The 11862-nt window shown below is 55.0% G+C and carries 11 protein-coding genes; 1 reads left to right on the top strand and 10 read right to left on the bottom strand.

What is annotated here, in order from left to right:
• Positions 1-118: 118 nt before the first annotated feature.
• The 10 genes from A3EQ_RS0104455 to A3EQ_RS0104390 form a co-directional block, all read right to left on the bottom strand.
• Positions 119-1072, bottom strand: a complete 954-nt coding sequence (locus tag A3EQ_RS0104455; RefSeq protein WP_020153986.1) for a PhoH family protein — start codon at positions 1070-1072, stop codon at positions 119-121.
• Positions 1073-1087: 15 nt separating this feature from the next.
• Positions 1088-2260, bottom strand: a complete 1173-nt coding sequence (gene yqfD / locus A3EQ_RS0104450) for a sporulation protein YqfD (protein WP_020153985.1) — start codon at positions 2258-2260, stop codon at positions 1088-1090.
• Between the two features lie 15 nt (positions 2261-2275).
• Positions 2276-2560: a sporulation protein YqfC gene (gene yqfC, locus A3EQ_RS0104445; protein WP_020153984.1), complete on the bottom strand. Its 285-nt coding sequence runs from the start codon at positions 2558-2560 to the stop codon at positions 2276-2278.
• A 108-nt stretch (positions 2561-2668) separates the two neighbouring features.
• Positions 2669-3073 carry a hypothetical protein gene (locus tag A3EQ_RS0104440; protein WP_020153983.1) on the bottom strand — a complete coding sequence of 135 codons (405 nt, stop codon included), beginning with the start codon at positions 3071-3073 and terminating at the stop codon, positions 2669-2671.
• A 23-nt stretch (positions 3074-3096) separates the two neighbouring features.
• Positions 3097-4095: a flotillin-like protein FloA gene (floA, locus tag A3EQ_RS0104435; RefSeq protein WP_020153982.1), complete on the bottom strand. Its 999-nt coding sequence runs from the start codon at positions 4093-4095 to the stop codon at positions 3097-3099.
• A complete protein-coding gene (locus tag A3EQ_RS20590) occupies positions 4092-5420 on the bottom strand; it encodes an NfeD family protein (RefSeq protein WP_020153981.1) in 1329 nt (442 codons plus the stop codon). The genes floA and A3EQ_RS20590 overlap by 4 nt, the downstream gene beginning before the upstream one ends.
• A gap of 128 nt (positions 5421-5548) precedes the next feature.
• The gene (locus A3EQ_RS0104420) at positions 5549-5995 is read right to left on the bottom strand and encodes a GatB/YqeY domain-containing protein (RefSeq protein WP_020153980.1); all 447 of its coding nucleotides are present in this window, start codon (positions 5993-5995) and stop codon (positions 5549-5551) included.
• A 14-nt stretch (positions 5996-6009) separates the two neighbouring features.
• The gene (rpsU, locus tag A3EQ_RS0104415; protein WP_020153979.1) at positions 6010-6183 is read right to left on the bottom strand and encodes a 30S ribosomal protein S21; all 174 of its coding nucleotides are present in this window, start codon (positions 6181-6183) and stop codon (positions 6010-6012) included.
• 691 nt (positions 6184-6874) lie between these two features.
• Positions 6875-9142, bottom strand: coding sequence for an MMPL family transporter (locus A3EQ_RS0104400; protein ID WP_020153976.1), 2268 nt, complete (start codon positions 9140-9142; stop codon positions 6875-6877).
• Between the two features lie 589 nt (positions 9143-9731).
• On the bottom strand, positions 9732-10340 hold the full coding sequence (locus A3EQ_RS0104390; RefSeq protein ID WP_020153974.1) for a TetR/AcrR family transcriptional regulator: 609 nt from the start codon (positions 10338-10340) through the stop codon (positions 9732-9734).
• A 427-nt stretch (positions 10341-10767) separates the two neighbouring features.
• Here A3EQ_RS0104390 and A3EQ_RS0104375 point away from each other — a divergent pair, with 427 nt between their 5' ends.
• Positions 10768-11685, top strand: a complete 918-nt coding sequence (locus tag A3EQ_RS0104375) for a Na/Pi symporter (RefSeq protein ID WP_020153971.1) — start codon at positions 10768-10770, stop codon at positions 11683-11685.
• The last annotated feature ends 177 nt before the right edge of the window (positions 11686-11862 follow it).

Raw genomic sequence — 11862 nt, 5'->3', positions numbered from 1 at the left:
AAAAAACAAAACCGCAAAATGGGCGGTTTTGTTACAAATTTCCGACGGTTTGCGCTTCGGTTTTCCATCCGGGCCGGCTTCGGCCGAGGATCCGGTTTTCGGCCGGTCCCGGCTCCCTTCATGTCCGTTCCCGTTCGTAGGCCTGGATGATCTTCGCGACGAGGGGATGGCGGACCACATCGCTTTGTTCCAAATAGATGAAGGCGATGCCGGAAATGTCGGCCAATATGTTTTCAGCGGCGATCAGCCCGGATTCCACGCCCTTCGGCAGGTCGATTTGCGTCCGGTCGCCGGTAATCACCATCTTGGAACCGAAACCGAGACGGGTCAGAAACATCTTCATCTGCGCCTTGGTCGTGTTCTGGGCCTCGTCGAGGATGACGAAGGCGTCATCCAGCGTCCGGCCGCGCATGTAGGCGAGAGGGGCGATTTCGATCGTTCCCCTTTCAATCAGCCGGGCGGTATGTTCGACCCCCAAAATTTCATGCAAGGCATCATATAGCGGCCGCAAATACGGGTCGACCTTTTCCTTCATATCCCCGGGCAAAAATCCCAGGCTTTCCCCCGCTTCCACCGCCGGACGGGTCAGGATGATCCGTTTGACCAAGTTGTTTTTCAAGGCATGGACGGCCGACACCACGGCCAAAAAGGTTTTTCCCGTCCCCGCCGGACCGATCCCGAAAACGAGGTCATGGGTCTTGATCGCCTGGACGTAATTCCGTTGGCCCAGGGTTTTCACGCGAATCGGCTTTCCTTTGAAATTTTTGGTGATCTCTTCTTTAAAAAGATCGGAGAAATACTCCACCGTCCCCTTTTTGGCCATCTGCACGGCCAGCATCACGTCCCTCGGGGAAAGGGAGACGTTCTGCCGGATCGTCTGATGCAAGGCCTGGATCACCTCTGAAGCAAGCCGCAGCTGTTCCGGATCTTCCCCGGAAAGGATGACCTTTTCCCCCCGGGTTGTGATGATCACCCCGAGTTCGGTTTCGATCAATTTCAAATGATAATCGGAAGTGCCAAACAGGGAAATTTGGTTTTCCGAATCTTCCAAGAACAATTCGAAGGTGTTCAATAATGCCAACACTCCTCAGTTCGTATGAATTGGTCGCCCGACGGCGATGTTTTCGATGACGTCGAAAAGGACCGTCAGTTTAAATGTACCATTCTCAAGCTTTTCATGCAAAATTTTTTCCGATTCGATTTCAGCCCCTTCCGGCAAGCGGGAGAGGAGATCCTTTTTCGCCATTTCCAGCCCCGCTTTCCTCGCCTCCTCCACGCTGTACGTCTTCTCGTGCACTTCCGTTTCCCGGACGGTCGTCTTTATGTAAGAGACGGGCAGCTTCCAAAAAAGGAAATGGAACGGCTTTTCCGTCCGTTCGACCTTCTTCTGTTGGTAGCGGTCCTTCTGAAAGCCCCAGACGGGCAGCGAAAAATCCCAAAACTTTATGGCGTGGGCCGTCATTTTTTCGCCGGACAGCACCGAATATTCCGTTTTCATTTTGATCTCGGCCGCCGTTTTGTACCAAGTCTTCCCGAGTACGGTTCCTTCGGCGGCCACCGCCCGGCCGCCGGCCAGGCCGGACACCAGGATTTGTCCCGGACTGACGTAATCGTTGACGGAAACCATCTTCTGCCCTTTTTCCACGTACATTTCCACGATGATGGCCTCTTTTCCGGCGACCAGATGCCGGGGAGAAAGGGGGGGATCCGCCTTCGGACGCTCCTTTTCCACCACTTGAATGCGGAAGGTTGTCCCGTCTGTCTGCACGCCGACCCAGGTGATCTCATCGATTTTCTCCGCCAGCTTCCGCTGGATCTCTTCCGGCTCGGCGAGAAAAAATTGCAATTTCCCCCTTTCGATCCCCATCATTTTCAGCTGCCGGACAATCTTTTCCTCGGTTCCCGGCTTCGCCCCGACAATTTCCACTTTCCAGACGGTGTTCGATAAAATCGTGAGCACCAGGATAAAAAGGAGCGTCCCGGCCATGAGCCCCCATCTGTTCCTTGCCCGCTTCCACGCGAAGGGAATCCCCGACCTTTCCGTAAAGCGGATTTTGACGCGATGCTGCCGTCTGGCCTGCCGCAACGCGGGAACGGCCTTGGCCGGCATATAGAAGCTCAGATGCTCCCCGCCCGTCCGTTCAATCCGGGAAAGAAAAATCCCGTCACGCACCAGCTGGTTGATCAGCCGTTCGGCCCCTTTGCCGGTGACCTCCACCTTCACCAGACCGGAAAGCTGTTGAAACCAAAGATTTTTCATCTTCTCACCCGCCGTTTACTCCTGTATAAAGATGACATGTTCGATCATTCCTTCCAGCAGCAATTCCTCGGGTAAAATCGCCTTGATGACCAGGGAGCTGCCCTTGACGAGCAGTTGGCCGCGGCTCAAGCGGACGCGGATTTCGCTGTCGGAAAAGGATAACAGTCCCCGGTGGTTTTCTATGTACAAATGGATTTGTCCGACCATCGTCAGCCTCGGAAGGTTCATCATGACGTCCTCCGGGAGATCCAGCTGTTTCGCGATCCATTTCCGCAATCGCTGCCCCCAATTTTTGGCCACAAAAAACCCCCCTTTCAACTCATATGTATGAGCGAAAGGGGGGGATTAGCACAAACCGGCGGATTTTTCCCGCCTTTGCCCGGAAAACCCGGCGGGCGAAAAGAGGGATTACATCCGGAACCGGATCGGGTTTTTCGCCCGCGGGCGCCCCAATATCTCCTGCCAGATCACCCCTTGGACAATCTCCTTCTTCGTAACGCGGGGGATCGGAGAAGGGACCGGGGGAGATGCGTCCGCCGCGGCGCCCGGAGCAAGGACCTTCTCTTCCCCGGCATGGCCGCCGGTCATCTCATCCCCAACCGGGGACGAAACGTTTTCCTCCTCTTCAAAAATTTCGATCTTATGCGCCTTTCCCGGCGCACCGGGCGCCGGGTTCGGAGGAATTTCCCGGGCGGGATGCTGCGGCCTTTTCCCTTTTTTCTTTTTCTCGTCCCTCATGCCGGAAATGAAGGATGTGATAAAACCGAGCATGACCAGAAAGGGAAGGACGGTGTCAAAAAATTGGTCGAACACGGGAACGGCCTCCCTTTTTTCGGTTATCGGCTTTCATCGTCTTTTTTCGCCTGATCGGCGGTACGGCTGATGGATTCCCGCATGGCCGTGTCGGCGACGATATTCTTCAGGTTATAATAATCCAATACGCCGATATTGCCCGAGCGGAGGGCATCGGCGGTAGCCAGCGGCACCTGCGCTTCGGCTTCGACGACTTTCGCCCGCATTTCCTGCACCTTCGCCCGCATTTCCTGCTCCCGGGCAACGGCCATGGCGCGCCGTTCTTCCGCTTTCGCCTGGGCGATCTTCTTGTCGGCTTCCGCCTGGTCCGTTTGCAGCATCGCCCCGATGTTTTTCCCGATATCCACATCGGCGATGTCGATGGACAAAATCTCGAAAGCCGTTCCGGCATCCAGGCCTTTCCGGAGCACCGTTTGGGAAATCAGATCGGGATTTTCCAACACCTTCTTATGGTCCTCCGACGAACCGATCGTGCTGACGATCCCTTCGCCCACGCGGGCAATCACCGTCTCTTCGCCGGCTCCGCCCACCAGCCGGTCGATGTTGGCGCGGACGGTGATCCTGGCCTTCGCCTTCACTTCGATTCCGTCCATCGCCACCCCGGCGATAAAGGGCGTTTCAATGACCTTCGGATTGACGCTCATCTGGACCGCTTCCAGAACGTCCCTTCCCGCCAAATCGATGGCGGCGCAGCGTTCGAAGGTCAGGGAGATATTGGCCCGCTGGGCCGCGATCAGGGCATTGACCACCCGGTCCACGTTCCCGCCGGCCAAATAATGGCTTTCCAGCTGGTTAATCGTGACATTCAGCCCGGCCTTATGGGCTTTGATCAGCGGATTGATGATCCTTCCCGGAATGACCCTCCGGAGCCGCATCCCGATCAAGGTGATGATGCTGATGCGCACGCCGGCGGCCAAGGCGGAGATCCAGAGCATGACCGGGACAAAGGACATCAGAACGGCAAACAGAATGATAACAGCGGCAATGATGACGAGCAAAAAGATATCGATCCCAAAAATCATCCGGTAACCTCCTTATCCGTTTGATCCTTTTTCATTTCGCGGACGACAACCCGGACGCCTTCCACTTCAATGACTTTCACCGCGGCGTTTTCCGGGATAAAACCGCCTTCCGTCACGGCATCGATCCTTTCATTTCCGATCGCCACCGTCCCGGCCGGCCTGAGGGGCGTCAGGGCATAGCCGGTCTTCCCCAAAAGATCCGTTCTCGACGGATTTGAGACATAGCCCTTTTCGGTTGTCGTCGCGTCCCGCAACACCAATTTGTTCAACCACGTGATTTTCTTCCCGAAAAATTTCATCATGATCACCATCGTCAATATTCCCGCCGTTATGGCAATGAACAGGCTGATCGCCATATGCCAGACGTTTTCCCCGGCGATCAGGATGGAAACGATGATCAAACCGAGGCCCGAAAAACCGGCGATTCCCCCGGGGATGAACAATTCCGCGATCACCAGGATGACGCCCAAGAGGAACAGGAGCAGCGATTCCAAACCGGCCAACCCGGAAATATAATGGCCGTAGAAGAACAACAGCAGGGAAACGAGGCCGGTGATGCCGGCAAGTCCGAATCCCGGGGTATACAATTCCACAATCAGTCCCAGACTCCCGAGGGAAAGCAGGATCGGGACGATCACCGGGTGGGTGATAAATCTCGCCAGACGGTCGGCAAAGCTCTCTTTGACATGTTTGACATTCGCATCTTCCAGCCCGAGTTTCGCCAGCAGTTCTTCAAGGTTTTGGACAATCCCTTCCGCATAGCCGACTTCTTCGGCATTTTTCGCCGTCAATGTTAGCAATTTCCCCTTCGGCGCATCATATTCGGGCAAATCGATGGAATCATCCACCATGGCCATCGCATAGAGGGGATCGCGGTTTCCGTTTTCCGCCGCGCTTTTCATTTTTGCCAGCCAGGCCGATTGGGCCTTTTGGTCGGCGGCCGTTCCGTCCTGGTTGATCACCGCCGCCGCCCCCATGCTGGCATTGGGGGTCATGTAAATTTCGTCGGCGTTCAATGCGATGTAGGCGCCTGCGGACAGGGCATCCTTGTTCACAAAGGCGACGGTTTTTATCTTCGTTTCCGTAATGACTTGGGCAATATCGTCGGCGGCGTCGACGAAGCCCCCGGGCGTATCGATGTCCAGGATGATCGCCTTTGCGCCTTCCGCCTCGGCTTCATGGACCGCCCGGTTGATGAAGGCGTACAAGCCCTTTTCCACTTCGTTTTTAAGAGGGATGACGTAAACCGTGTCCTGATCCCCGGAAGCCGGCAACGGTTGAATAAAAATCAGGACAAAAAAAAGAACGGATAAAAACCTTCTCACCTTTCCCCTCCTTTCCGGGCTTCCTGACTGTATTTACGCCGATTTCCGGAAAAAGTTTCATTTTTGCTTGTTTTCATTATAAATGAAAATGGGCTGATCGAAAACCAGCCCATTTTTATCCGAAAGAGTTATGACAACTCTTTTTGCACGATTTGATTGACCAAGGATCCGTCAGCCCTTCCTTTCACTTTCGGCATGACGGCGGCCATGACTTTTCCCATATCCTTTCTCGACGTCGCCTGAACTTCGGAAATGGTTTGTCGGATGATCTGGCGCAGTTCATCTTCCGAAAGCTGTTGCGGCAAATATTGGGAAACAACTGCGAGTTCCTTTTCCGTCTTTTCCACGAGATCCTGTCTTCCCGCTTTTTTAAACTCTTGGAGGGATTCCTTTCTTTGTTTGACTTCCCGTGACAAAACAGTCATTTCCTCATCTTCCGACAACTGGCTTTTGCCAAGCTTGATCGCTTCGTTTTGCAATGAAGATTTAATCATCCGGATGACGGACAATCTTTCCTTTTCCTTGTTCTTCATTGCCGATTTCATATCTTCGTTAAGCCTTTCGAGAAGACTCATCCTGACACCCTCTTTTACCGTTTCCTTTTCCTTGCCGCTTCCGATTTCTTCTTTCTTCTTACGCTTGGCTTTTCGTAATACTCGCGCCTTCTCAGCTCCTGCAAGGTGCCGACTTTTGACAACTGGCGTTTGAAGCGGCGCAGCGCATCGTCAAGCGATTCGTTTTTGCGGACGACTGTTTTTGTCACTTTTATCCCTCCCTCCAAACAAAAACCGTTACACATAAAAACATATACCTATAGAATTATACAACAAAGCGGAAAAGCGGTCAACAGATTTGCGGCTTTCGGCCGCCATCGGAAAAAGGAATTTGTACGGCAAAGGGGGGTTTTTTCCCGTTCCGTTGTGAAAACGCATCGGGTTTTCGATCCGGCCGATCAGCCGACAACGGTCTTTCCGCCGGACGGACAGGAATCGCCGATTGGAAAACCTTTATAAACCCTGTGTGACAACGGCCGATCATCCAAAGGACCGAGCGTGCCGCTATAGGAACGGTTTTGTTAATCATCCTGCATCCATGCTTCCGCTTTATCCGCTTATCGCCTGCCAAACCGATCCGAATCCCGGAGTTTATCGACGTATATGTCCAAGAATGCAGCCCGCATGAAATGCCGAAAGATTTCGTTTATCACCATATACGTCCAAGAAAACCGTCCTTTTTGATTGTGATAATACAAAGGAATGATTTTCTTCTTCTTTTGCCAAAAAAACTGTCCCAAAAGCGAACGCGATGCGGACACTTTTGGAACAGCCTTTTCCGGCGGCCCTGATCTGAAGGCCGGTCATAGGCAGGCAGATCCCGTTCCAAGCATTGGGATCACCCTTTTAAAAGCACATCGAAAACGAAGGAGATCCGGATTCGTTCCACACGGGACCCGTTCACTGATGCAGAAAGGCGGAAGGTTCACCTTTGCGACGGATGAACCTTTGTCCCAAGGCGAGCAGGGCCGGCATGAGAATCAGCCGGGCAATCGTCGCATCCAAGAGCACCGCCGCGGCCAGGCCGAATCCGAGCATCTTCACCGTCATGACATCGCTGATCATAAAGGTGGCAAACACCACTCCCATGATCAGCGCCGCGAAAGTAATGATCCGCGCCGTGCAGCTCACGCCGTTTACGATGGCATCGCGGAGCGGTTTACCTTCCAGATGGAACTCCCAGACCCGGCTGAGCAGGAACACCTGGTAATCCATGGAAAGCCCGAAGGTGATCGCGAAGACAATTACCGGAACCATGGGATGCACCGCCGCATGTCCCAATTCCCATTGGAAGACGGCAACAAGCGCCCCCATGCTCGCCGCAAGAACGAATAAATTTCCCGCGACCGCGACCATCGCCACATATGGGGAACGAAAGACCGCAAACAGAAACAGAAAGGTAAGGAGTAGCACCAAGGCGACCGCTACGGGGAAATTCCGGTAAAGCGCGCGATCAAAGTCTTGGAACGCTACCGGATCTCCTCCCAGGAAAACGGAGGCTTTCGCGAAACTTTGCCTGGCCAGGTCGCGGACCTGGCGGACGAACGAATCCCGTGTCTGCGCCCCAAGCGCATCTTCCGGCATGACCCGGAAGAGCAGGAACCGGCCCGACTCGCTGATATAGCGAGCAGCCTCGGGAATTGGGAAGGCGTTTTCAACCGGAGGAGACGCATAAAGCTTCCGGAGCGCATCCTCCGGAATCTTGGACGGGGCAGGTCCAAGGACGATGCCTTTCCCGATCGCCGACTCCAGTTCCTTCGTCAGGCGTGCGGCCTGTTCCACCGCCGGTGTGCCATAGAACGTGTTCCCCTCTCCCAGGTCCACGAGGACATCAACCCGATCCAGCATGCCATCCAAGTCCAGATGTTTGAGCGCTTCCACCCCTTTCCGTGACTCGACGGAAGGGGACAGATTTTGCACGCCCTCGTTGTAGATTTCAATCCGGCCCAGCGGAAGCCCCAGCGCCAAAAGGAACAACGTGGCCACGGCTGCCCAGCGGCCCGGTCTGGCGGCGATGCAGCCAGCCAGACGTTCCCAGCCTTTTCCCTTGATGGACGGGGCGAACCAGCGATAGATCGCTTTCGGCCAATTGATCCGCGCACCGAGAAGGGTCAGCAGGGCCGGAACGAGCGTGACGGCGACAAGGACCGAAAACAGGATGACGACAATGCCCGCCATGCCGATGGAACGGACCAGATTCAGCGGCGGGAAGAGGAGAGCAACCAGGGAGACGGCAACCATGATGCCGCTCAGCACGATGGCTCTGCCGGCGGTAGTGACGCTCCGCATGGCGGCTTCCCGCGGCGATTGTCCCTTGTCCATTTCCTCGCGAAACCGGGTCACCATCAGGAGGCAGTAGTCGATACCCGCCGCCAATCCCAACATGACGGTCACCGTTTGAGCCAGCGAGTGCACGGGGTATGCCCGGGACAGGAGAGCGATCGCGCCCAGTGCCAGGATGACGGCAATCCAACCGACGAGAGGCGGAATCAGGGCGGAGAGCAGGGCGCCAAATGCCGCCACCAGCAGAATGCTTGTGACGGGAAGCGCCGTTTGCTCCGCCCGTCCCACATCGCTTTCGGAAACCTCGGACAGATCAATGGCCACGGCGGGAAGTCCGGTAACATTGACCTCGAAGGCGGAATTCCATTCCTTCAGTGTTTCGCGGATCGACTCCACCGCTTGTTGGGCCTTCTCCAGACTGGAAATGTCCATGCTCAGCAGAATGGCGGAGTATTCCTGACCCGAAGGTCCGAGACGTTCGAAGCCGAGGTCGCGGTGGGTGATGATCCGGTCCACTCCCGGCACGCCACGGATTTTCTCCAACAACGTGTCCAATCCCGCTTCAAATTCCGGTGTTCCCACGGCGTGTTCTTCGGAATGCAAGGTCAGCACCAGTTGCTGTTTGCCCGCATCCGGCATATTGCGGGAAATCAGGCGCTGTACCTCAAGGGCCTGGGAATGGGCTGGCGGAGTCAGCTCGCCGGTGAGCCGCTGTCCCATGTTCCATGTAAAAGGTAAAAGGGCGATTGTCAGGATCAGCCAGCCGGCGACGACCAACAGGGGATACCGGGTGACCCAATGGGCCAACATGCGCAACATACCCATCCGCGCCGCGGTTGCCGCGGGCACATCCTTTTTTAATAAATTTCTCAACATACGCAACATCTCCATCCTCCCCCTTTCTAAAGGCCAGTTACGGCTTGCAGGGCCATAAGGCTGTGAAGAAAGCGCAAGGCGATAAACCGGATCCCCCTTGTCTTCAAACATCCGGCTGCGGACGAGCAGACCGCAGGAAAATGACTGACCGTCAGTCATTTTTCATTTTACTCCTGAAGAAAAGGATCGTCAATACTTGCGATCTCAGAATGCGGCTGGCTGTGACAACGTTTCGTCGCGGAACTTTTCTGCGGAAAAGTCCGGCAGCCACGTCGTTGCATGCCGCAGCCAAGCGATGCTCCGCATATTGAAACGCCGCCCTCCGCCTGTCCCGATATTCTCTTTCTCGTTTACGCCTTTACGCCGCCTTCCGCCATCGACCATAAAGCAGACATGTCCTGTGCCAAGGGAATGTGGTGAGGGCCGCTCCTCTGGATGCGGCAGGAGATCCGGATGGCACGCCCTGCTCCGTTTTTCCCGCGCGCGCCAGACATTGCTTTCTTTCCTCTTAAAAAGTAAAACCCGGAACAGAAACTGGCCGGCCCGCGAAACCCTTGCCGCCTTTCAATAGGGCGATGGCATAGTTTCAACCCGGCTGTCACAGGGCTGATTGGCCGCCGGCATCGGAGTCCCGGTCAAATAAAGCATCGATCAGCTTCCGGATATGATCAAGATAGTCCTCCACGGCAATGGGGGAATGATACACGAAACACTCGTGGGCCGCGTGTTCCACCATCCCCGCAATCAGCCGCGAAGTTACGGCGGGATTCAGGTCGGAACGGAATTCTCCGCTCTTCTGCCCTTCCTCGATCAGCTGGCGGAGAAAAAGGTAATACGGGATTCGGATCTCCTTTTCGGCCTCCCAACGGTCCGTGCTGAATGCGCTGATCGCATTGAAGACCGGAAAAATGTCACGGAAATTCGACATCGCGCGGAAAGCGGCCGAAATGGCCGCGGCAAGCGCCTCGCGCGAGTTCTTTTTCCCGGCGGAAGCAAGCTTCGCTTCCGAGAGAATCTGTTGCCGCATATCTTGCGCCAAGGCGAGTACCAGATCCAATTTGGAAGGGAAATAGAGGTAAAAGGTCCCTTTGGCGACGCCCGCCCTTTCCACGATGTCGGATACTTTCGTATTCTCGAATCCCTTTTCCGCCAGCACCTTGCGTCCGGCGGTCAGAATATCCCGGTATCTTTCATGGTTTGCAATCAAGACGCCCCACTCCCTCTTGCAGGCATATTTTCCTGTTCACGCATAGAAACTTCATCCCGAATGGCAATTCCCGCTTTTTCCTCTCAAACCGCCTTCGGCGCCGCTGAAGATTGCGGCAAGCCATAAGGCCCTGCTCCATATGAAAGTTCTTCCTTTTCCCTGCAAAAACATTCCGCAAAATTGCGCTTTTTTCCATTTTCTTTTCATTACCGCGCCGCTTTCACCGGGAAGAATTTTCCCGGAAACTGTTTCCGGCGGCCCCGCAGGAAAAAAGAAGCAGCAAAATTCTTTTCCGAAATCTTTCTTGAGTCTTCCGCATAGGCCGCCCCCCGCGCCGGCCCCCGTTTCCAGGGAAATTTTGCTTTTCCAAGGAAACTTTTATACATCTTTTTTAGCGGAATTCATACATTGGAATAGAGGTGAGGACATGCTTCCGTTCCTTTTTGGCCTGCTGGTTCTTTTGTTTATCTGCGGGATGATGCTCATCCGCTACGGGATGATGCACATCGCCGGGCAAAAAATGAAAAAATGGCTCCTCCGTTTTGCGGGCACACCGCTCAAAGGATTTTTCTCCGGGATCCTGATCACCGCCATTTTGCAGAGCAGCTCGGCGGTCATGATCATCACCGTCGGGTTCATTTCGGCAAAGCTGTTATCTTTCCGCCGATCACTGGGCATCATCCTCGGAGCGAACATCGGGACGACCATCACCGTGGAATTCCTCGCCTTCAGCACCGATCAAATGGTTTTTCCGCTCATGTTGCTGGGAACGGTCTTTTTCCTTATTCCGCGGGAAGCGGTCCGGAACGCCGGTTTCTTCCTTTTCGGGCTGGGGGCCGTTTTTTTCAGCCTGTTCGGGTTCGAACGGTTCGCCGGACCCCTATCCGCCATGAAATGGACCGCCCCTCTTTTTTCCGCGGTGAACGAACATGAATCCTTGGCCGTCCTGGCCGGCTGCCTGCTTACGGCGGTCATCCAGTCGAGCACGGCGATGACCGGCATTTTAATGGGGTTTATGGAGGCGAAGGTTCTGTCGGTTTCCGCCGCCATCGCGGCATTGCTCGGCGCCAACATCGGCACTTGCGCCGATGCCTACCTGGCCAGCATCGGCGGGGGAAAGGAAGCGAAACTGGCGGCCTTCGCCCACATTTGGCTGAATATTCTCGGCGCCGCCCTTTTCTTTCCGTTCCTGGCGCCCTTTTCCCATTTGGTGGAAAAACTGGCGGCCGATCCGGAACAGCAGCTGGCCCATGCGGCCGTTCTCTTCAATGCCGCCGTGTCGCTCCTCTTCCTCCCCTTTACCGGATCCTTTGCCGGCCTCATCGAAAAAATCCATGGAAAATAGCCGCTTTCCTTCCCGAAAATATCTCCCGCCGCCGGGAAAATCCGGCAACAGCAACGCCGGGAAGAAAACCGGCCCTTTCCGTTCACTTATGATTAGGAAATTTTTCCCAAAATCCGCCCCGCGCTTTTTCTCTTCCTTCCATGTTTGCCGCCGGCGGATCTTTGGCAGCGTCCTTCA

The sequence above is a fragment of the Caldibacillus debilis DSM 16016 genome (genome assembly GCF_000383875.1).
Taxonomy (GTDB): Bacteria; Bacillota; Bacilli; order Bacillales; family Caldibacillaceae; genus Caldibacillus; species Caldibacillus debilis.
This window is presented reverse-complemented; position numbering and strand designations above follow the sequence as displayed.

Bases quoted from the DNA above. Each gene is read 5' to 3' on its own strand.
- A3EQ_RS0104400 (WP_020153976.1), bottom strand. From the start codon at position 9,142: ATGTTGCGTATGTTGAGAAATTTATTAAAAAAGGATGTGCCCGCGGCA.
- yqfD (WP_020153985.1), bottom strand. From the start codon at position 2,260: ATGAAAAATCTTTGGTTTCAACAGCTTTCCGGTCTGGTGAAGGTGGAG.
- A3EQ_RS0104420 (WP_020153980.1), bottom strand. From the start codon at position 5,995: ATGAGTCTTCTCGAAAGGCTTAACGAAGATATGAAATCGGCAATGAAG.
- A3EQ_RS0104375 (WP_020153971.1), top strand. From the start codon at position 10,768: ATGCTTCCGTTCCTTTTTGGCCTGCTGGTTCTTTTGTTTATCTGCGGG.
- floA (WP_020153982.1), bottom strand. From the start codon at position 4,095: ATGATTTTTGGGATCGATATCTTTTTGCTCGTCATCATTGCCGCTGTT.